Source organism: Microbacterium paraoxydans (genome assembly GCF_018224615.1).
Classification (GTDB): domain Bacteria; phylum Actinomycetota; class Actinomycetes; order Actinomycetales; family Microbacteriaceae; genus Microbacterium; species Microbacterium paraoxydans_B.
The window spans coordinates 400,682-420,987 of record NZ_JAGTUK010000002.1 but is presented as its reverse complement, the minus strand read 5'-3'; the positions used below and the strand labels follow the sequence as shown (position 1 = coordinate 420,987).

At 72.6% G+C, this 20,306-nt stretch carries 21 protein-coding genes; 10 read left to right on the top strand and 11 right to left on the bottom strand.

Annotated elements, in window-relative coordinates:
* Positions 1–32 precede the first annotated feature (32 nt).
* From galT to galE, 3 genes are read left to right on the top strand one after another with little or no spacing between them, the layout of a single operon-like run.
* Positions 33–1,244 (top strand): galactose-1-phosphate uridylyltransferase, encoded by a 1,212-nt coding sequence (gene galT / locus KE274_RS07630; protein ID WP_211542442.1) that lies wholly within the window; start codon positions 33–35, stop codon positions 1,242–1,244.
* Positions 1,241–2,419 (top strand): galactokinase, encoded by a 1,179-nt coding sequence (gene galK / locus KE274_RS07625; RefSeq protein ID WP_211542440.1) that lies wholly within the window; start codon positions 1,241–1,243, stop codon positions 2,417–2,419. The genes galT and galK overlap by 4 nt, the downstream gene beginning before the upstream one ends.
* A gap of 49 nt (positions 2,420–2,468) precedes the next feature.
* On the top strand, positions 2,469–3,449 hold the full coding sequence (gene galE, locus KE274_RS07620; RefSeq protein ID WP_211542438.1) for a UDP-glucose 4-epimerase GalE: 981 nt from the start codon (positions 2,469–2,471) through the stop codon (positions 3,447–3,449).
* Between the two features lie 3 nt (positions 3,450–3,452).
* On the opposite strand, the gene KE274_RS07615 is transcribed toward galE, so the two are convergent.
* The 3 genes from KE274_RS07615 to KE274_RS16650 are packed head-to-tail and all read right to left on the bottom strand — an operon-like array spanning position 3,453 to position 6,873.
* Positions 3,453–4,778, bottom strand: a complete 1,326-nt coding sequence (locus tag KE274_RS07615; RefSeq protein ID WP_211542436.1) for an MFS transporter — start codon at positions 4,776–4,778, stop codon at positions 3,453–3,455.
* Positions 4,775–5,704, bottom strand: coding sequence for a polysaccharide deacetylase family protein (locus KE274_RS07610; protein ID WP_211542435.1), 930 nt, complete (start codon positions 5,702–5,704; stop codon positions 4,775–4,777). Before KE274_RS07610 ends, KE274_RS07615 begins: the two co-directional genes overlap by 4 nt.
* 20 nt (positions 5,705–5,724) lie before the next feature.
* Positions 5,725–6,873: an ROK family transcriptional regulator gene (locus KE274_RS16650; protein WP_211542433.1), complete on the bottom strand. Its 1,149-nt coding sequence runs from the start codon at positions 6,871–6,873 to the stop codon at positions 5,725–5,727.
* 123 nt (positions 6,874–6,996) lie between these two features.
* On the opposite strand from KE274_RS16650, the gene KE274_RS07600 reads away from it, so the two are divergent.
* Complete coding sequence (locus tag KE274_RS07600; protein ID WP_211542431.1) at positions 6,997–7,524, top strand: GNAT family N-acetyltransferase; 528 nt, start codon at positions 6,997–6,999, stop codon at positions 7,522–7,524.
* 25 nt (positions 7,525–7,549) lie between these two features.
* Here the strand turns inward: KE274_RS07600 and KE274_RS07595 are convergent, their stop codons facing one another.
* On the bottom strand, positions 7,550–8,998 hold the full coding sequence (locus tag KE274_RS07595) for a gamma-aminobutyraldehyde dehydrogenase (protein WP_211542429.1): 1,449 nt from the start codon (positions 8,996–8,998) through the stop codon (positions 7,550–7,552).
* Between the two features lie 99 nt (positions 8,999–9,097).
* Between KE274_RS07595 and KE274_RS07590 the strand changes: the two genes are divergently transcribed.
* From KE274_RS07590 to KE274_RS07580, 3 genes are read left to right on the top strand one after another with little or no spacing between them, the layout of a single operon-like run.
* Positions 9,098–9,562 (top strand): Lrp/AsnC family transcriptional regulator, encoded by a 465-nt coding sequence (locus KE274_RS07590; RefSeq protein ID WP_211542426.1) that lies wholly within the window; start codon positions 9,098–9,100, stop codon positions 9,560–9,562.
* A 25-nt stretch (positions 9,563–9,587) separates the two neighbouring features.
* Positions 9,588–10,991: an NAD(P)/FAD-dependent oxidoreductase gene (locus KE274_RS07585; RefSeq protein WP_211542424.1), complete on the top strand. Its 1,404-nt coding sequence runs from the start codon at positions 9,588–9,590 to the stop codon at positions 10,989–10,991.
* Positions 10,988–11,338 (top strand): cupin domain-containing protein, encoded by a 351-nt coding sequence (locus KE274_RS07580; RefSeq protein WP_211542422.1) that lies wholly within the window; start codon positions 10,988–10,990, stop codon positions 11,336–11,338. The genes KE274_RS07585 and KE274_RS07580 overlap by 4 nt, the downstream gene beginning before the upstream one ends.
* Before the next feature lie 72 nt (positions 11,339–11,410).
* Here KE274_RS07580 and KE274_RS07575 read toward each other — a convergent pair whose 3' ends face one another.
* The 5 genes from KE274_RS07575 to KE274_RS07555 all read right to left on the bottom strand — a co-directional run bounded on the left by KE274_RS07575 (position 11,411) and on the right by KE274_RS07555 (position 15,859).
* Positions 11,411–12,301, bottom strand: coding sequence for a DNA-methyltransferase (locus KE274_RS07575; RefSeq protein WP_211542420.1), 891 nt, complete (start codon positions 12,299–12,301; stop codon positions 11,411–11,413).
* The gene (locus tag KE274_RS07570) at positions 12,280–13,329 is read right to left on the bottom strand and encodes a lipoate--protein ligase family protein (protein ID WP_211542418.1); all 1,050 of its coding nucleotides are present in this window, start codon (positions 13,327–13,329) and stop codon (positions 12,280–12,282) included. Before KE274_RS07570 ends, KE274_RS07575 begins: the two co-directional genes overlap by 22 nt.
* A 33-nt stretch (positions 13,330–13,362) precedes the next feature.
* Positions 13,363–14,100, bottom strand: a complete 738-nt coding sequence (locus KE274_RS07565; protein ID WP_211542416.1) for a DUF1684 domain-containing protein — start codon at positions 14,098–14,100, stop codon at positions 13,363–13,365.
* 142 nt (positions 14,101–14,242) lie between these two features.
* Positions 14,243–15,103, bottom strand: a complete 861-nt coding sequence (locus tag KE274_RS07560) for an alpha/beta fold hydrolase (protein WP_211542414.1) — start codon at positions 15,101–15,103, stop codon at positions 14,243–14,245.
* Positions 15,104–15,112: 9 nt separating this feature from the next.
* Positions 15,113–15,859, bottom strand: coding sequence for a copper homeostasis protein CutC (locus KE274_RS07555; protein WP_211542412.1), 747 nt, complete (start codon positions 15,857–15,859; stop codon positions 15,113–15,115).
* A 71-nt stretch (positions 15,860–15,930) separates the two neighbouring features.
* Between KE274_RS07555 and KE274_RS07550 the strand changes: the two genes are divergently transcribed.
* The 3 genes from KE274_RS07550 to KE274_RS07540 all read left to right on the top strand — a co-directional run bounded on the left by KE274_RS07550 (position 15,931) and on the right by KE274_RS07540 (position 18,051).
* Complete coding sequence (locus tag KE274_RS07550; protein WP_211542410.1) at positions 15,931–16,371, top strand: MarR family winged helix-turn-helix transcriptional regulator; 441 nt, start codon at positions 15,931–15,933, stop codon at positions 16,369–16,371.
* Between the two features lie 5 nt (positions 16,372–16,376).
* Positions 16,377–17,711: an MFS transporter gene (locus KE274_RS07545; RefSeq protein ID WP_211542407.1), complete on the top strand. Its 1,335-nt coding sequence runs from the start codon at positions 16,377–16,379 to the stop codon at positions 17,709–17,711.
* Between the two features lie 61 nt (positions 17,712–17,772).
* Positions 17,773–18,051: a hypothetical protein gene (locus KE274_RS07540; protein ID WP_211542405.1), complete on the top strand. Its 279-nt coding sequence runs from the start codon at positions 17,773–17,775 to the stop codon at positions 18,049–18,051.
* A gap of 81 nt (positions 18,052–18,132) precedes the next feature.
* On the opposite strand, the gene rocD is transcribed toward KE274_RS07540, so the two are convergent.
* Positions 18,133–19,356 carry an ornithine--oxo-acid transaminase gene (gene rocD / locus KE274_RS07535; RefSeq protein ID WP_307872166.1) on the bottom strand — a complete coding sequence of 408 codons (1,224 nt, stop codon included), beginning with the start codon at positions 19,354–19,356 and terminating at the stop codon, positions 18,133–18,135.
* Positions 19,353–20,231 (bottom strand): dimethylargininase, encoded by an 879-nt coding sequence (gene ddaH / locus KE274_RS07530; protein WP_211542403.1) that lies wholly within the window; start codon positions 20,229–20,231, stop codon positions 19,353–19,355. Before ddaH ends, rocD begins: the two co-directional genes overlap by 4 nt.
* Positions 20,232–20,306 lie beyond the last annotated feature (75 nt).

The following is a 20,306-nucleotide window of genomic DNA, read 5'->3' as shown; positions in this document are numbered from 1 at the left end:
CGTTACCACGGCCATACTCCTACCATGTTGACGTGAACACGCCCGCCCCCACCGCCCCGACCACCGCGCTCCTCGGCGCCGGGGTCGTCCGGCACCGCACGACCCTCGCCGACGGCCGCGATCTCTTCTACTACGACGACCCCGGCACCGCCCTCGGTCCCGACCGCGCCGTCGACGCCCGCACGCTCGCGCCCCGGCCCGACACCGCCACCATGCGCCTCGACGTGCTCACGGGCGACTGGATCACCGTCGCCTCCAACCGGCAGAACCGCGTGATGATGCCCGCGGCCGACGCCGACCCGCTCGCCCCCCAGACCCCGGACAACCCCTCCGAGGTGCCGTCGCGCTACGACGTCGCCGTGTTCGAGAACCGCTCCCCCGCGTTCGGCCCCGCGCTCGCCGACGCGGTCGGCACCGCCCCCGCCGCGACGGATCCGCCGCGCGGGCTCGACGACCTCGACGCACCCGGCCTCGGCCGCACCCGCACCGCCATCGGCCGCTGCGAGGTCGTGTGCTTCAGCCCGGAGCACGCCGGGTCGTTCGGCACGCAGACCGTCACCCGCGCCCGCACCGTGATCGAGGCCTGGGCCGACCGCACGCAAGCCCTGTCGGCGCTGCCCGGCATCCAGCAGGTGTTCCCGTTCGAGAACCGCGGCGCCGAGATCGGGGTCACGCTGCCGCACCCGCATGGCCAGATCTACGCCTACCCCTACGTCACCCCGCGCACCGCCCGCACGCTCGACATGATCGACCGCACCGCGCCCGACCTGTTCGCCCGCATCCTCGACGCCGAGCAGGGATCGGAGCGCGTGGTGCTGCGCGGCGAGCACTGGACCGCATTCGTGCCCTTCGCCGCCCGCTGGCCGCTGGAGGTGCACCTGATGCCCCACCGCCACGTGCCCGACTTCGCCGAGACGTCCGCGGCCGAGCGCGACGAGCTGGCACCGCTCTACCTGCGCCTGCTACGCGGCGTCGACGCCCTCTACGCCGAACCGGGACAGGAGGCGGCGCCCACCCCGTACATCGCCGCGTGGCACCAGGCGCCCGTGCGGGTGGGCCGCGACAGCGTGCGACTGCACCTGCAGCTGACGAGCCCCCGCCGCGCCGCCGACCGGCTCAAGTACCTCGCCGGCTCCGAGGCCGCGATGTGGGCGTGGGCCGCCGAGGTCACCCCCGAGCAGGGCGCCGAGCGCCTTCGCGACGCGATCGCCCGCACGACCCCCGTGGACGGAGCCCCCGCATGACCGCGGTGCAGGAGGCCGAGGCGCTGTTCTCCGCCCTGACCGGACGCGAGCCGGACGGCGTGTGGTCGGCACCGGGCCGCGTGAACCTCATCGGCGAGCACACCGACTACAACGACGGATTCGTGCTGCCGTTCGCGATCCCGCAGCGCACGGCCGCCGCGGTCGCGGTGCGCGACGACGGGCGGCTCCGGGTCGCCTCGACGTTCGCAGACGAACCGGTCGAGGTCGCACTCGACGACCTCGACCGCCTGTTCCCCACTCCCGCCGGTGATCACCCCGCGGTGCCGGAGTGGGCCGCGTACCCGCTGGGCGTCGCGTGGGCGCTGCGCCGGGCCGCGGGAGTGCCGGGGCGCGGGGCCGACATCGCGATCGCGTCCGCCGTGCCGGTGGGCGCAGGGCTGTCGTCGTCCGCTGCGATCGAGGGGGCCATGTCGTCGGCGCTGAACGAGCTGTGGGACACCGGGCTCGACGCGGTCGCGCTGGCCCGCATCGGCCGCACCGCCGAGAACGAAGCGGTCGGGGCGCCCACGGGCATCATGGACCAGATGTCGTCGATGCTCGGCGAGCCCGATGCGGCGATCTTCCTCGACTGCCGGTCGCTGGCGGCCGAGGTCGTGCCGCTGGGTATGGCCGCGGCCGGGCTCGAGGTGCTCGTGATCGACACCAGGGTGAAGCACGCCCACTCCACCGGCGGGTACCGTGCGCGCCGGGAGTCGTGCGAGCGCGGCGCCGCGGCGCTCGGGGTGCCCGCCCTACGCGACGTCGAGGTCACCGACCTGCCCCGCGCGCAGCAGCTCCTCGACGACGAGACCTTCCGCCGCGTGCGGCACATCGTGACCGAGAACCAGCGGGTGCGCGACACGGTCGCCGCGCTGCGCACGCACGGCGCCCGCGGCATCGGTGAGGTGCTCGTGGCCTCGCACGCCTCGATGCGCGACGACTTCGAGATCTCCACGCCCGAGCTCGACACCGCGGTCGACGCCGCCCTCGCCGCGGGTGCCCTCGGCGCGCGCATGACCGGCGGCGGCTTCGGCGGTGCGGCGATCGCGCTCGTGCCGCACGAGGAGGTCGAGGCCGTGTCCGCCGCGGTGCGCTCGCGCTTCGCCGAGGCGGGGCACCCCGAACCGCACCTGTTCACCGTCAGCCCCTCCGCAGGTCCGCGCCGCGACGCCTGACACAATGAGTGGTCGAGCCGCGCCGGGGGGCGTGGCAGGAGAGGAACCCATGTCCTGGATCGTCACCGGCGGCGCCGGTTACATCGGTGCCCACGTCGTCCGCGCGCTCGCTTCGGCCGGCCTCACCCCGGTGGTGCTCGACGACCTCTCCAGCGGTGTCGCATCGTTCGTTCCGGACGGGGTGCCCTTCGTGCGCGGCAGCATCCTCGACCGCGACCTGGTCGAGCAGACCCTCCGCGAGCACGAGGCCGACGGCGTCATCCACGTGGCGGGCTACAAGTACGCGGGCGTCTCGGTGCAGCGTCCGCTCCACACCTACGCGCAGAACGTCGAGGGCACGCGCGTGATCCTCGAGGCGATGGCCGCCGCCGGTGTCGCGAACATCGTCTTCTCCTCCTCGGCCGCCGTGTTCGGCACCCCCGACGTGCCGCTCGTGGTGGAGGACACCGCCAAGAAGCCCGCGAGCCCGTACGGGGAGTCCAAGCTGATCGGCGAGTGGCTGCTGCGCGACCAGGCCGTCGCCACCGCCGACTCCGAGCGGCCGCTGCGGCACACCTCGCTGCGGTACTTCAACGTGGTGGGCTCCGCCGACCCCGCGGTGTACGACGTGAGCCCGCACAACCTCTTCCCGATCGTGTTCGAGGCGCTGCTGGAGGGTCGCACCCCGAAGATCTTCGGCGACGACTACGACACCCCGGACGGCACGAACGTGCGCGACTACGTGCACGTGGGCGACATCGCCGCCGCGCACGTCGCCGCGGCGCAGCGCCTCGCGGCGGGCGAGCCCATCGAGGCCGCCTACAACCTCGGCTCCGGCGACGGCCTCAGCGTGAAGCAGATCATGGACGCGGTCGCCCGCGTGACCGGGATCGACTTCACGCCCGAGATCGGCCCCCGGCGCCCCGGCGACCCCGATCGCATCGTGGCCACCGGCGAGCTCGCGGCGCGCGACCTCGACTGGCGCATGCGCTACACGGTCGACGAGATGGTGCGCACGGGCTGGGAGGCCCGCCGCGCCGCGGACGCCTGAGCCTCACACGTCGCGCGTGCGGATGGGATAGAGCCAGAAGCACAGCCACGCGAGCGCCGTGAACCCCAGCGGGATCACGGCCAGCATGAGCCGGATGCCGCCGTCGACGGTGTCGGGTTGCGCGTCGCCGAGCTGCGCGTCGAAGCCCGAGGCCGTGAGCACGAGCGCCGCGACGATGGCCTGCAGCACCACGGAACCGCGCACCACGAAGCCGTTCACGCCGAAGTAGGCACCCTCCCGCCGGTGGCCCGTACGCGTCGCGTCGTCGTCGATGATCTGCGCCAGCACCACCTCGAGCAGCTGCAGCAGCCCGCCCACGCCCACACCCACCGCGACGCCGACGAGCGCCGCGCCGAGCACCGACGTGGGGATCAGGTACGCGAGCACCGCGACCCCGAACACCGCGACGCTCCACAGCAGCGCCGTGCGGGGCGAGGTGCGGCGCACGACCGCGCTCCACAGCACGATCGACGGGATCGCCGTGACGAAGATCGCACCGAGCAGCAGGCTGCCCTCGCCCTCCGCCGCGCCCAGCGAGTAGCGCACGTAGAACGGCACCGACGCCAGGATCACGGCGATCGAGGTCTGCACGCACAGCGACCCCAGCACGTACGGCACGAAGGCGCGGTTGCGGAACGTGTAGGCGAGCTGGTCGCGCCAGCGCATCGCCTCGGACGCCGCCTCGGGCACGCTCCGCTCGATCATCCCGCCGAAGAACGACCACGCCAGCAGCACCAGGCACACGCCCGAGAGCACGAGCGCCATGCCGGGCCAGCCGATCGTGTCGTACAGCGCCGGAGCCCCCGCGGTGCCCAGCACGATGCCGAGGATGGCGAAGATCTGCCGCGGCACGTTGCCTCTCGCGCGCTCCTCCGTGGTGCGGAAGATCTCCGGGAACAGCGCCGAGATGTTGAGCACCACCACCACGAACGCGATGTCGTACACCGCGACCACCACGAGGAACCAGGCGATGAGGCCGTCCGGGGGCAGGTCGGGCGGCATCCACACCAGGGCGAACGCGACGACGAGCGGCACGATCCCGAGGCCGATCCACGGGATGCGGCGCCCCCACGGCGTGCGGATCCGGTCGGACAGCGCCCCCACCAGCGGGTTGAGCGCCGCGTTGAGGATGCCGTGCGCGACCATCGCCACCGCGACCCAGGCGGCGGGGACCGCGAGGTGCGACACGTAGAAGTAGACGACGAACGCCGAGAACGTCTGCGTCATCAGCTGCGTGGGGAACCCGGATGCGCCGAACGCGATCGACTGTGCGCGCGTGGGTGCCGCGTCGAGACGGCGGTCGCGCAGCCGCTCCGCCAGCGACGTCACTGCGAGACCCCGCGCTGCAGGTCGCGCAGGTCGCGCCAGCCCACGCGCACCAGGCCCTCGTCGTCGATGGTCTGCTCCACCACCGGGTCGTCGAGCAGCCGCAGCTCGAAGCCGCGCTTGGCCGCGCCGTAGTCGACCGCGGCCCGCAGCTCGGCGCCGTCGGTCATGGGGTGCAGGTAGATCTCGGTCACGCCGGGAGGCACGGCCCGCAGCACGTCGAGGAAGCCATCGCGCACCTGCTCGTACGTCTCCTCCTGCGCGGTGCCCTCGCCGCGCAGCTCGAACGGGTGCGTCCACAGCCGGTCGATGATCTCCACGCCCAGCGCGTCCGCAGCCGCCGTCGCCTCCGCGAGCTTGGCCTGCAGCTGCGGATCGGCCTCGGCACCCTCGCGGAACCGCGGGAGACGGAACGGCAGCCCGAGCCGGGCGGCGAGCTCGAACACGGGACGCAGGAAGTCGCGCCCGGTCGACAGTCCGTACACCGACCCCATGTGGTTGTCGAGGTGCGTCACATCCACCCCGGCGTCGAGCGCGGCCTGCACCTGCGCCGCCAGCTCCGCCGCCACGTCGGCCTCCGCCGCGCCCTGCTCGACCACGGCGACCTCGCTCGGGAAGAAGCCGTCCTCGTCCACCAGGGTCGTGCCGGTGCCGGTGAGCGGACGCCAGCGGTACCGCCGCCACTCGCTCGTGAGCACGAGATGCACGCCCACGTCGAGGTCGCGCCGCCCGGCGGAGAACGCGAGCGCCTCGGGCGCCCACGCGCACGGCACCATGACCGTCGCGCTGTCGATCCGGCCCCGCTCCAGGAGGCTACCGATCGCGGTGTTGGCCGCATGGCACATACCGAAGTCGTCGGCGTTGAGGATGATCGCCCTCGCGCCGGACGGGAGACCGAGACGGTCGGCGAGCGGGGGCAGAGCGGTCATGGCGGGTCCTGTCGGGTGGGTCAGCGGCCGGGTCGGGGTGCGGCGGCCGCGGGGGTGAGGAGGCGGGAGAACACGATCGCGCGTAGGGCGGAGGCGGCCTCGCCCACGACACCGACGAGCGGAGCCTCCGGCCCGAACGCCGACACCAGGAACCGGAGCGGGAGCTGCGCGGCGAACTCCTCCGCGACGCGGTCGACGGCCTCCACGAGAGCCGGGTGCGCGGCCTCCCCGCCCAGGATGAACGCCTCCGGGTCGAGCACGAGCGCCACGGTGCCGGCGGCCACCACGAGGCGCCGGCCGATCTCGGCGACCAGCTCGCGTGCCTTCTCGTCGCCCTGCCGCGCGGCCTCCAGGTGGCTCAGCAGCGGCGCCCGCACGTCGAGCCCGAGACCCAGGGCGAGGTCGTGCACCACGTCCTCCCCCACGATCGGGGCGCCGATCGGCAGCGGCGTCTGCGGCAGATACATGATCTCGCCCGCCACCCCGGAGAAACCGCGGTGCAGCATCCCCTCGATCACGATGCCCGCGCCGAGCCCGTCGTCGAGCAGCAGCAGCGCGAAGCTGGCGAGCTCGGTCCCCGCTCCCGAGGTCAGCTCGGCGAGCGCGGCCAGGTTCACGTCGTTCTCCACCTGCACCGGGCAGCCGAGCGCCGTCTGCAGCGCCGATCGGAACGCGCCGCCGTCCGGCCCCTGGTCATCGCGGATGCCGCCGTCGGCCGTCACGATCCCGGGCACCCCGACCACGGCGAGGTGCAGCGGGCCACGGGTCGACTCCCGGCACGACGCCACCAGCCGCGCGATGTGCGCCACCCGATCCACCGCCGACGGGAACGGCGCGTGCTGCTCCGCCCGCACGGCCCCGGTCGCATCCACCAGCACGACGTGCGCGGCGTGGTGGTCCACGTGCACCGCCGCCGCGACGCCCAGCCCCGGGTGCAACGACACGCGCCCGGCGGCGGGGCCGCGCACCCCGCGGTCGACGCCGGCGGCCGCCACGGCGCCCGCCGCCTCCAGCATCCGCAGCACCTGGGTGACGGCGGTGCGCGACAGCCCCGTCGCCGCCATCAGCTCCGCCCGCGTCTGCGGCCCGTTCCCGGCCAGCTGCTCCAGGATGGCGCGGCCGTTGAGCGACCGGAGCAGGCTCTGCGGTCCGGCGAGAGGTCGTGACATGCGGCTGATCCTCGGAGGTGTCGATGCTCGTGGTTCGGCTCGGGTGCCCGGCCAGCATGCCTCATCGTGACGCGTGCGTCCAGCCCCGGATCCGGCCCGCGTCACCGCGCCTAGGGTGGAAGGATGACGTCCCTCGTGATCCGCGATGCCCGCGCCGACGACGCCGATGCCGTAGCCCGAGTGCACGTGCGCTCGTGGCAGATCGCCTACCGTGGCCTGATCGAGCAGGAGGTGCTCGACGGGCTCTCCGTGTCGGAGCGCGCCGAAGGGTGGCGCCGGATCTTCGCCGACCCGCTGCCCACGAGCCTCGGCACGCTGGTGGCCGTGCGCGACGGGAACGTGATCGCGTGGGCGTCGTTCGGTTCCGGCCGCGACCCCGACGGTCTCGACGACGCCGAGCTGTACGGCATCTACGCCGACCCCGACGCGTGGTCGACCGGCGCGGGGCATGCGCTGCTCGACGCCGCCGAGGCGCGCATGATCGAGGCCGGGCACACGCGCGGCTACCTGTGGGTGCTCGACGGCAACGACCGCGCCGACGGGTTCTACGCCCGGCACGGGTGGGAGCTCGACGGCGCGACCAAGATCGATCAGCGGCCGCAGTTCACGCTGCGGGAGCATCGCCGCGTGAAGCTCCTGGGCCCGCGCTGACCCCGAGACGCGTCCGGCGCCGGGCTCAGTCGATCGCGCTCATCACGTGCTTGAGGCGCGTGTAGTCGTCGAACCCGTACTGCGACAGGTCCTTGCCGTAGCCGGAGTGCTTGAAGCCGCCGTGCGGCATGTCCGACACGAACGGCAGGTGGGTGTTGATCCACACGCAGCCGAAGTCGAGGTCGCGGGAGAACCGCATGGCCCTGGCGTGATCCGTGGTCCACACGGAGGCCGCGAGCGCGTAGGGCACGCCGTTCGCGAGGGCCAGCGCCTCCTCCTCCGTCTCGAACGACTGCACCGTGAGCACCGGCCCGAAGATCTCGCCCTGCACAACCTCGTCGTCCTGTCGCACGCCGGTGACGATCGTGGCCTCCCAGAAGTAGCCGCGGTCGCCCTGTCTCCGGCCGCCCGTCGCCACGGCGGCGTGCGCGGGCAGACGGTCGATGAAGCCCTGCACCTGGGCGAGCTGCGCGGCGCTGCTGAGCGGTCCGTACAGGACGCCGTCGTCGTGCGGCCCCCCGGTGCGGGCGTGCGAGCGGGTGCGCGCGACCAGCGCCGCGACCAGCTCGTCGTGCCGCGAGGAGTGCACGAGCACGCGGGTGGCGGCGGTGCAGTCCTGCCCGGCGTTGAAGAACGCTCCGGCGACGATGCCCTCCACGGCGCGGTCGAGCGCGGCGTCGGCGAACACCAGCGCCGGGGCCTTGCCGCCCAGCTCCAGGTGCACGCGCTTGACGTCGTCGGCGGCCGACCGTGCGACCGCCATCCCCGCGCGCACCGAGCCCGTGATGGCGACCATCTGCGGCACCGGGTGGGCGATGAGCGCGGCGCCGGTGTCGCGGTCGCCCAGCACCACGTTGAACACTCCCGGCGGGGTGTGGTGCGCGACGATCTCGGCGAGCAGCAGCGTGGTGAGCGGCGTCGACTCCGCGGGCTTGAGCACCACGGTGTTCCCCGCGGCGAGCGCCGGCGCGATCTTCCACACGGCCATGTTGAGCGGGTAGTTCCACGGGGTGACCTGCGCGATCACGCCGATCGGCTCGCGGCGCACGAACGACGTGTGCCCGGCGACGTACTCCGCGGCCGCCCGGCCCTCGAGGCTGCGAGCGGCGCCCGCGAAGAACCGCAGCTGGTCGATGGACTGCTCGATCTCGTCGGCGACCAGCGTGGCCCGCGGCTTGCCGGTGTCGCGCGACTCCAGATCGGCGAACTCCTCGGCCCGCTCGGCCAGCTCGTCGGCGATGCGGAACAGGGCCAGCTGGCGCTGCGCCGGGGTCGTGTCGCGCCACTGCGGGAACGCGGCGGCCGCGGCGGCGACGGCGGCGTCGACGTCGGTCGCGTCGGAGAGCGGGATCTCGCCGTAGGTCTCCTCGGTCGCGGGATCGATGAGCGGCAGGCGCCCCCGCCCGTGGGCCGGCACGGCGCGACCGCCGAGGAAGTTGGTCAGGGGCACGGTCGTCGTCGACGGGGTGGACATGGCGCCATGGTAGCCACTCGAACGCGGAATCTGAAGAGTGGAGCGGGTCAAACGACGGAATCAGTTGCGAGGAAGCCCTCCGAATGTCACTATCGGTACATGACTCCGACGCCGCAGCCGCCCCTCGACGACATCTCCAAACGCATCGTCGAGCTGCTGCAGGAGGACGGACGCCGCCCATATGCGGAGATCGCCCGCGAGGTCGGGTTGAGCGAGGCCGCCGCCCGGCAGCGCGTGCAGCGCATGACCGAGGCCGGGATCATCCAGATCGTCGCCGTCACCGATCCGCTCCAGCTCGGCTTCCGCCGCATGTCGATGATCGGCATCCGCGTCTCCGGCGACCCCCGCGCCATCGCGGAGGAACTGACCGCGATCACCGAGCTCGCCTACGTGGTCGTCACGCTCGGCACGTTCGACATCCTCGTCGAGGCCGTGTGCGAGGACGACGACCACCTGATCGACCTCATCGCCACCCGCATCCGCACCATCCCCGGCATCGTGCAGACCGAGAGCCTGCTCTACGCCGGACTCTACAAAGACCTCTACAACTGGGGAACGCGCTGACGCGTCCCCGCATCAGGGAGTGAACATGGGCACCACGGTCTTCGAACGCCGGCGTCCCCCGCAGTCCGTCATCGACGAATCCCTGCGCGACACCACCCTCTCCGTCTACTGGCTCGACGACGTCGAGCGGCCCGCGCACCCGCCGCTGCGCGGGACCGTGCACGCCGACCTGGCGATCGTCGGCGGAGGCTACACGGGGCTCTGGACCGCGATCAGGGCGAAGGAGCGCGACCCCGAGCGCACGGTCGTGCTGCTGGAGGCGTCGCGCGTCGCCTGGGCCGCGTCCGGGCGCAACGGCGGGTTCTGCGAGGCCAGCATCACGCACGGCCACGAGAACGGCGTGAACCGGTGGCCGGAGGAGATCGACCACCTCGAGGAGCTGGGGCGGCGCAACCTTGACGGCATCGAAGACACGGTGCGCCGCTACGCCCTCGACGCCGAGTTCGAGCGCACGGGGCAGCTGGCCGTGGCCGTGGAGCCGCACCAGGTGGAGTGGCTGCGCGACGAGGAGGGGTTCCTCGACCGCGACGCCGTGCAGGCCGAGGTGCACTCCCCCACCTTCCTCGCCGGGGCGTGGGACCGGGAGGGCACGGCGCTCGTGCACCCCGCGAAGCTCGGCCTGGAGCTCGCCCGCGTGGCCGCCGAGCTGGGCGTGCAGCTCCACGAGCACACGCTGGTGCGGCGCATCGAGGGCCCCGACACCGGACCCGTGACCCTGGTGACCGACGGCGGACGCGTGACCGCGGCGAACGTCGCCCTCGCCACGAACGTGTTCCCCTCGCTGCTGAAGCGCAACCGGCTGATGACCGTGCCCGTGTACGACTACGTGCTGATGACCGAGCCGCTGTCGGACGAGCAGCTCGCCTCGATCGGCTGGCAGCACCGCCAGGGTCTCGCTGACAGCGCCAACCAGTTCCACTACTACCGGCTCACGGCCGACAACCGCATCCTGTTCGGCGGCTACGACGCGGTCTACCACTTCGGCGGCAAGGTGCGCCCCGCCTACGAAGACCGCATGGAGAGTCATCGCCGCCTCGCCTCGCACTTCTTCACCACGTTCCCGCAGCTCGCGGGTCTCCGCTTCACCCACCGCTGGGCCGGGGCGATCGACTCCTCCAGCCGCTTCTGCGCGTTCTTCGGCACGGCCCGGGGCGGACGCGTCGCCTACGCCACGGGGTTCACCGGGCTCGGGGTGGGTGCCGCCCGGTTCGCGGCCGACGTCATGCTCGACAAGCTCGCGGGCGAGGAGACCGAGCGCACGCAGCTACGCATGGTGCGCGAGAAGCCGATCCCGTTCCCGCCCGAGCCCGCCGCGTCGATCGGCATCAATCTGGTGCGTGCCGCGATGGACCGCGCCGACCACAACCGCGGTCGGCGCGGCCCGTTCCTGAAGACGCTCGACGCGCTCGGCATGGGGTTCGACTCATGACCGTGCTGGCACCGGGCACCCCGGTGGACGCACGGTCCCTCGCCCTGACCCACGAGCCGCTGCCGGCCGACGAGGTGCGCGACGGCGCCCCCACCGCGGCGTACGCGGTGCTCGACGACGAAGGCGGGCCGGAGGTCGGCGTCTGGGAGATGACCCCGGGCACCGCGAGCGACACCGAGGAGGACGAGGTGTTCGTGGTGCTGTCGGGCCGTGCGACCATCGACTTCACCGAACCCGCGCTGCCGTCGATCGCGGTCGGGCCCGGGTCGGTCGTGCGGCTGTCCGCCGGCATGCGCACGGTGTGGACCGTGACCGAGACGCTGCGCAAGGTCTCCCTCGCCGTCTGAGGGTCCCTGAGGCGCCCTTCGTCTCGTCGCTGCGCTCCTCGCTCAGGAACCGCGAAGCGAAACGAAGGGCGGTCAGGCCCGGCGGACCTCGGCGTGCGGCATCCGGGCCGCCATGATCCGCACGGCCTCGGGGTTGTCGTCCACCAGCACGGCCTCGCGGCCGAGGGCCGAGGCCACCGCACCCGTCGTGCCGCTCCCGGCGAACAGGTCGAGCACGCGGTCACCCGGTCGGCTCGACGCCGTCACGATGCGCCGCAGGATCCCCTCCGGCTTCTGCGTCGGATAGCCCGTCTTCTCCCGGCCCGTGGTCGGCACGATGGTGTGCCACCACACGTCGGTGGGGAGCTTGCCGCGCGCGGCCTTCTCCGCCGTCACCAGCCCCGGCGCCATGTACGGCTCGCGGTCGACGTCGTCGGAGTTGAACACGTACGTGCGCGGGTTCTTCACGTACACCAGGATCGTGTCGTGCTTGGTGGGCCAGCGACGGCGCGACTTGGCCCCGTAGTCGTAGGCCCAGATCAGCTCGTTCAGGAAGCAGTCGCGACCGAACACGGCATCGAGCATGACCTTGGCGTAGTGCGCCTCCCGGTAGTCGAGGTGCAGGTACAGCGTGCCGTCGTCGCCGAGCAGCCGCCACGCCTCCTCCAGCCGCGGCATCAGGAAGGCCCCGTAGTCGTCGAAGCTGTCGTCATACGCCCGCAGCATGCCGCGCACCCGCTCGTAGCGGTGCCCGTGGAACCCGTGCCGCACCTCGGGCTCCGCCGCGTCGGGAGTGTCGTCCGGCGCGGGGGCCGCCCGGCGCGCGGTCACCACCTGCCGCTCGCGCACCCGCCCCGTGTTGAACGGCGGGTCGAGGTACACCAGCGTGAACGACCCGGACGGCAGCGTCGCGGCGACGGCGAGGTTGTCGCCCTCGATGACCGAGACCGCGCCGAGGCCGGTCACGGCACCCGGTGCAGCCACGCGTCGGTGGAGAACTTCGACTCGACCAGAGCCTCGGCGTCGGCGTACTCCTCCGGGGTGATCGAGCCGTCTTCGGCCGACGTGAGCGAGCGGAACGTGTCGATGAAGCGCTCGATGATCTGCGCGCGCTCGAGCCCGGTCTGGCTGCGCAGCGGGTCGACGCGCTTCGCCGCCGAGGTGGTGCCCTTGTCGCTGAGCTTCTCGCGCCCGATGCGCAGCACCTCCGTCATCACCTGACCGTCGATGTCGTACGACAGCGTGGCGTGGTGCAGCACCCCGCCGTTCGCGAGACGCTTCTGCGCGGCACCACCGATCTTTCCGGTCGGGCTCGCGATGTCGTTGAGCGGCTGGTACACCGCGTCGATGCCGAGCGACCGCAGCGCCTGCAGCACCCAGTCGTCCAGGAACGCGTAGGAGTCGGCGAAGGTCATGCCGGCCACCAGCGACGCCGGGACGTACAGCGAATAGGTGATGATCTGCCCCGCGGCCATCAGCATCGCCCCGCCGCCGGAGATGCGGCGCACCACGTCGAACCCGTGCCTGGCCGCGCCCTCCGGGTCGACCTCGTTGCGGTACGACTGGAACGAGCCGATCACGACGGCCGACTCGTCCCATTCCCAGATCCGCAGCGTGGGGCGGCGGCGTCCCTCGCCCACGCGCGACGTGAGCACCTCGTCGAGCGCGAGGTTCATGCGCGGCGAGACGGCCTTGTCGTGCACGATCTCCCAGTCGAAGTCGCGCCACCCCGGCGCGGTGACCAGGGCGCGTCGCACGGCCGTGCCCACCGCCTCCGGCGTGAAGCCGAGCAGCTGCGCGCCGTCGGGAAGAGCACCGCGGACGGCGGCCGCGATCGCGGACGCGTCGGACTCCACCGGCAGCCCCTCGACGGCCGCGTTGATGTCGTCGAGCGCCGAGTCCGGCTCCAGGAAGAAGTCGCCCGCGAGACGGAACCGCGTGATCCGGTCGTTCTCCACATCGAGGTCGACGACGACCAGCTTGCCCCCAGGGACCTTGTATTCACCGTGCACGAGTCCAGCTTAAGGCGCGCGGTGCCGCGGGGGTCAGCCGCCCAGCACCACCACGCGCTCGCCCGCACGGATCGGGGTCGAGTAGCGGTTGCCCTCCGGCGGCAGCGGGCACACGAACTGGTCGGAGAACGCGCACGGCGGCAGGTACGCCCGCGTGAAGTCGATCACGGCAGAGCCGTCCGCCGCGGGCTCGTCGACCGGGAGGAAGCGGAACCGGTAGGTCTCCAGCCCGCTCGTGCCGTCGGAGAACACCGCGCTCAGGGTCCCCTGCCCGTTGCGGGTGACCGTGAGCGTGTGCGGGGACCCGGCGAGCGTGAAATGCAGACGTCCTGCCGCGTCCGTCTCCCGCGAGGTGCCGTCGACCGAGGTCACCACGATCCGCTCCCCCGGGGTCGGCTCGAACCGGGCCGGAAGGCGCCACCGCTCGTCCGGGGCGTAGGCGTCGATCGCGGTGAACCACTCCCGCTGCGGCCGGGCGGGGTTCCACACGCGCAGCGCGATGGCGCCGTTGCGGTCGAACACGCGCAGCTCGCGGCGTCCCAGACGCAGGGTCTGGGTGCCGCGGAGCGTGACGCTCGACCCCGCCTGCCCGAGCTCGGTGCCACGGATGCCGTCGTCGCCGGCGAGGGCCCACAGCCCGGGGATGCCGTCGACGGCGGCCGGCTCGCTGATGAGCCAGTTCGTGGACTCGAGCGCGGACGGCCCGTACTCCGCGCCGGCGTAGCGCTCACGCGCGGCATGCCATTCGTGCCAGTCGCTCTGGAAACTCATCGCCGCGTGCCCTCCCCGTCGCTCGTGCGGATGAGCCCGAATCTAGAGCGGCCGGAGAGCGCGCGGACGAACCCCGTCACACGCCTTCACCGCGCGTCATCCCGCGTCACACTCCTGCGGGGTGCGAGGGGCCCGGCGAGGGTCAGTCGCGCGCGGGGATGTGGGCGTCGAGCCACGCCAGCACGTCGGCGCGCACCTCGTCCTGCTGCAGCTCGTTGAAGATCTCGTGCCGTGCGTCGGGGTACACCAGGGTGGTCACGTCGGTGAGGCCCGAGCGGGTGCGGTACTCGTCGGCGAGCTTGTGCACGCTGCGCGGCCCGCCGACGGGGTCGTCGCGGCCCACCAGGAGAAGCAGGGGCAGGTCGCGGGCCAGGTGCTTCGCCGGGCGGCCGTAGAGACGGGCGGCCTCGATCGGGCCGAAGAGCTTGAGCAGCGGCACGTCGGTGGTCAGGGGGTCTTCGCCGAACGACGTCCACACGGCTGGGTCGCGGCTGAGCCACTCGAAACCGGTCGCCCCTTCGCCCTCGGCCCACCGGGCGTTGAGCGGGGCGGCGTTGAGCGACCCCGGCAGGCGCAGCGCCGAACCGGACAGGATCACCGCGTCGTACGCCTCGGCGTGCTCGTTCACCAGCATCTGCGCCAGGAACGACCCCCACGAGTGCCCGAGCAGCACGAGCGGGAGATCGGGGTGGTCGTCGCGGATGATGCCGGTGAGCTGCCACACCGCGTCCTTCGCGGCACGAAGACCCCCGGGGCCGAGGCGACCGAGCCGGGCCGGGTCGCCGTGCTGGCGGAGCCCCGTGCGACCGTGGCCGCGGTGGTCGTCGGCGTACACGGTGAACCCGGCGCCGGTGAGGGCCTCGATCAGCGCGGGGTAGCGGCCCGCGTGCTCGCCGACGCCGTGCAGCAGCTGCACGACGCCGCGCGGCCGGCCGGCCGCCGGGTGGACGTCGTAGACGATGGCGATGCCGTGGGAATCGGTGAACTCGCGGGTATCGGTCACGGTGCGACCCTACCGGTCGCGTCCCGCGAGCGCGTCCCTGATCGCGATGGCGGTCTCGCGGTCGGTGACCTCGTAGCCGCCCACGCCGTCGGAGGCCGAGCCCATGCGCACGCCGCCCTCGGCCACGACCGCGCGCTTGGCGGAGAAGTGCAGCGCGTCGATCCCGGTCCCGGCGAGCACGGGGGCGCTCGTGACGTCGACGCCGCTGCCCGCCATGACCTCGATGTCGCCCTCGGCGGCCGCGACGAGCGCGCGCAGGGTCTCGATGCCGTCGATCGCGGCGGACGCCCCTCCCGAGGTGAGCACGCGGCGCAGGCCGAGCTCGCGGGCGGTGCGGAGCGTGGCGACCGGGTCGGCGGTCACGTCGATCGCGCGGTGCAGCGTGACCGGTGCTCCCCCGGCGGCGTCGCGGAGCCGGGCGACGGCGTCGCGGTCGAGGCGGCCGTCCTCGTCGAGCACGCCGATCACGACGCCCGCCGCACCCGCGGCGATCGCGTGGTGCACGTCGCGTTCGGCGACCGCGAGCTCGTCGGCGTCGTAGTGGAAGTCGCCGGCGCGGGGGCGGATCAGCACGTGCACCTCGGGGCCGCCGTCTCCCGCGGCGGCGAGTGCGAGCTCGACGGTGCCGGGCGACGGCGTGAGCCCCCCGAGCGCGAGGGCGGTGGCCAGTTCGACGCGGGCGGCGCCGATCTCCGCGGCGATGCGCACTCCGGCGGGGTCCTGGACGGCGAGTTCGAGAGCGAGGGTACGGGTCACCCGTCCATTCTGCCCGGTGGTTTCGGGACATCCCGCCCACGTCGTCCGAATATTAGATAGACTAACTAAGTATGTCTGCGTCCGATGAATCCCTTCACCTCACCGCGACAGACCTGCGCCTGGCCACATTCCGGCTCGCCCGCCGCCTCCGCTGCGCCCGCGCCGCCGACACCATGAGCGACACCCAGCTCGCCGTGCTCGCCGACCTGCGGATGAACGGCCGCCGCACCATCTCCACCCTCGCCGAGCGCGAGCGCGTGACCGCCCCCTCCATGACCAGCATCGTGAACGGCCTGGAGGAGCAGGGCTACGTCGCCCGCACGCCCGACGAAGACGACCGCCGGCGCGTCCAGGTCGACATCACGCCCGCCGGAGCCGAGATCGTGGTCGAGACCATCCGCCGCCGCGACGAGCTGCTCGCCGACATGCTGCGCGAGGTCGACTACACCGAGGCGGAGCTGGCCACGCTGCGCGAAGCGAGCGCCCTGATGCGGAGGGTGGTCGAACGATGAGCGTCATGTTCCGCTCCTTCGCCAACATCAACTACCGCATCTGGTTCGCGGGCGCCCTGGTGTCCAACGTCGGCGGGTGGATGCAGGCCACCGCGCAGGACTGGGTCGTGCTGACCGAGCTGACCGACAACGACGCCACCGCCATGGGCATCACGATGGCCCTCCAGTTCGGGCCACCGCTCGTGCTCGTGAGCCTCACCGGCTGGGTGGCCGACCGCTTCGACCGGCGCCGCATCCTCCTCGCCACGCAGGGCTCGCTGCTCGCCCTCGCGATCGCCGTGGGGTCGCTGCTGCTGGCCGGCGTGATGACCCTGCCGATGATGTTCGCGTTCGCGCTCGGCTTCGGCATCGTCAACGCGTTCGACGCCCCCGCCCGCCAGGCGTTCGTGTCCGACATGGTCTCCGCCGCCGACACCTCCAACGCGGTGGCCCTCAACTCCGCCTCGTTCAACCTCGCCCGCATGGTGGGCCCCGCCGTGGGCGGGCTGCTCATCGTGGCGATCGGCTCCGGGTGGGTGTTCATCGCCAACGCGGCCACATTCCTGGCGATGATCCTTGCCCTGCTGCTGATGCGCACGAGCCTGCTCGCCCCGCGGCCGAAGCACCGCAACCGCGGCGGCCTGGCCGAGGGCTTCCGCTACGTCTGGGCCCGCAGCGACCTCAAAGTCGTGTTCGTGACCGTGTTCCTGATCGGCGCGTTCGGCATGAACTTCCCGATCTTCGCCTCCACCATGGCGCTCGAGTTCGGCGCGGGGGCCGACGGCTACGGCGTGCTCAGCTCCGTGCTCGCGATCGGCTCGCTGATCGGTGCGCTGCTCGCCGCCCGCCGGGACACCGCCCGCGTGCGGGTCGTGATCCTCGCCGCCGGAGGCTTCGGCATCGCCGCGTTCGTGTCGTCCGCCATGCCGAGCTACCTCGCCTACGCCGTGACCCTCACCTTCACGGGCTTCATGATCGTGACCCTGCTCACCACCGCCAACGGCTACGTGCAGATCACCACCGACCCGGCGCTGCGCGGGCGCGTGCTCGCGCTGTACATGGCCGTGATCATGGGCTCGACCCCGGTGGGTGCCCCCATCGCCGGATGGGTCGCCGACACCTTCGGCCCCCGCGCTGCGATCATGCTCGGCGGCACCGCGGGCTTCGTGGCGTGCGCGATCGGCGTGCTGTGGGTGCTCACCTCGGGGCGGCTGCACCGGCACGAGAACAGCCGGTTCCTGCTCACGCTCGACGAGACGCGGCCGCTGCGGGTCGTGCAGCCCGTGGAACCGGTCGACTTCACGGAGAAGTCGACCATCACCACGCCGATCCGCACCGTGCGCAACGGCGACGGCGAGTGACGATCCGGCCGGTTTGTCAACGCCCTCCGCGCCACCGGGGACCCCGGCGTACCGTCGGGCCATGGACGACAACATGAGCACCCCGCACCCGCAGGACCCGGCAGAGGGCGCCCCCGACGTGGACGTGCCCCAGGAGGACGGCCAGGGCGACGGCACCGGCGGCGCGATCCAGGGCGACAGCTCCCGCGGCGAGTCGACCGGCGGCGCCATCCAGGGCAGTTCCGGCCCCGGCCACGCCCCGCTCGGCGGATCCGAAGCCACGGAGGACCGTCTCGACGCGGACAACCCCGCCGAGGAGGACACCCTGAGGACGCTCGACCCCGACAACCCGCCCGCCTGAGCAGGCGCACAGACGGATCCGCGGGCGGGACGACCGGAGACCGGTGCCCGCCCGCGGATCAGGGTGTCGTCGGACGGCCCGCTAGGCCGCCAGCACGAGCTTGAGCTGCTCGACCGCCCAGTCGAGCTCGGTCGCGCGGATCACGAGCGGCGGGGCGATGCGGATCGTCTGGCCGTGCGTGTCCTTCACGAGCACGCCGCGCTCGGACAGCTTCTCCGCGACCGCGCGGCCGCTCCCGATCGCGGGGTCGATGTCGACGCCGGCCCAGAGGCCCGCGATGCGCACCGCGGTCACGCCGTGGCCGATGAGCGGCTGCAACGCCGCCTCCAGGTGCGCGCCGAGAGCCCGCGCGCGCTCCTGGAACTCGCCCGTCTGCAGCATCTCCACGACGCGCAGCCCCACGGCCGCCGCGAGCGGATTGCCACCGAACGTGGAACCGTGCTCGCCAGGGCGGATCACACCCAGCACGTCGCGGTCGCCCACGACGGCCGACACCGGGAGGATCCCGCCACCGAGCGCCTTGCCCAGCAGGTACAGGTCGGGAACGACCCCCTCGCGGTCGCAGGCGAACGTCTCGCCGACCCGACCGAGACCGGCCTGGATCTCGTCCGCGATGAACAGCACGTTCTTCGCGTCGCAGATCTCCCGGATGCGGCGCAGATAGCCCTCCGGCGGGATCACGACCCCGGCCTCGCCCTGGATCGGCTCCACCAGCACGGCCGCCGTGTTGTCCGTGATGGCCGCCTCGATGGCGTCGGCGTCGGCGAACGGCACGCGATCGAAGCCCGGCGTATACGGCCCGAAGTCGTCGTGCGCCGTCTCGTCGTCGCTGAAGCTCACGATCGTGGTCGTGCGCCCGTGGAAGTTGCCGTTGGCCACCACGATGCGCGCTTCACCCTCGGGGATGCCCTTGACACGATAGCCCCAGGCGCGCGCCACCTTGATGCCGGTCTCCACGGCCTCCGCGCCGGTGTTCATCGGCAGCACGAGCTCCTTGCCGCACAGCTCGGCGAGCGCCGCGGCGAAGGGCTCGAGCATGTCGCTCTGGAACGCCCGGCTCACCAGGGTCACGCGACCGAGCTGCTCGGTGAGCGCCGCGACCAGGGCCGGGTGACGGTGACCGAAGTTCACGGCCGAGTACGCCGCGAGCAGGTCGAGGTAGCGCTTGCCCTCCACGTCGGTGACCCACGCCCCCTCGCCCCGCGCGATCATGACCGGCAGCGGGTGGTAGTTGTGCGCGACGTGGGGTTCTGCGTGCACGGCGCTCTCCGCGGCCACGGTGGCCCCGGACTCGACGGCGGTCACTTCGCACCGCGCAGTTCGAGCGTGCAGCACTTGATGCCGCCGCCGCCCAGCAGCAGCTCGGACAGGTCGACCGTGATCGGGTTGTAGCCGCGCTCGCGCAGCTGCTGCTCGAAGCCCTTCGCACGCGGGGAGATGATCACGTTGTAGCCGTCGCTGGAGGAGTTGAGGCCGAACACCGCGCCGTCCTCGTCCGACACCAGGATCGCGTCGGGGAAGCGCCGCTCCAGCTCGGCCCGGCTGGCGTCGTCGAAGGCGCCGGGCAGGTAGGCGATGTTGGCGCGCTCCGGGCCGCCGTTCTCCACGCCCTGCACGGGGTCGAGCACGGCGATGGCGGTGTCGAGGTGGTAGAAGCGCGGGTCGACCAGGTTGAGCGACACGACCTCGCGGCCGAACACCTCCCCCACCTCGCGGTGGCTGTCGCCGGTGGAGCGGAAGCCGGTACCGGCGAGGATCACGTCGCCCACGAGCAGGAAGTCGCCCTCGCCCTCGTTGACCTCCTCGGGCATCACGGTGTCGTAGCCGTGCGCGCGGAACCAGTCGGCGAACGCGGGGGCCTCGCCCTGGCGCTCGACGAAGCGGAACTCGGGCACGTAGGCGCGGCCGTCGATCAGGAAGCCGCCGTTGGCCGTGTAGACCATGTCGGGGTACCCGGCGAGCGGCTCGATCAGCTCGACGTCGTGGCCGAGCTCGACGTACAGGTCGTACAGCTTCTGCCACTGCTCGACCGCACGGGCCGTGTCGGTCGGCTTGGCCGGCTCCATCCACGGGTTGATCGAGTAGTTCACCGTGAAGTGCTCGGGACGGCACATCAGGTAGTGGCGGCGGTGCGCGGTGCGCGCGGGGGCGGTGGTGACGGCGGTCTCCGGCGTCGACATGGATGCTCCTCGTGTGAACGGGCGCGGCGGACGCTGTCCAGGGGCCCGGCGGTCCTTCGACCCGTCGCTCGCGCG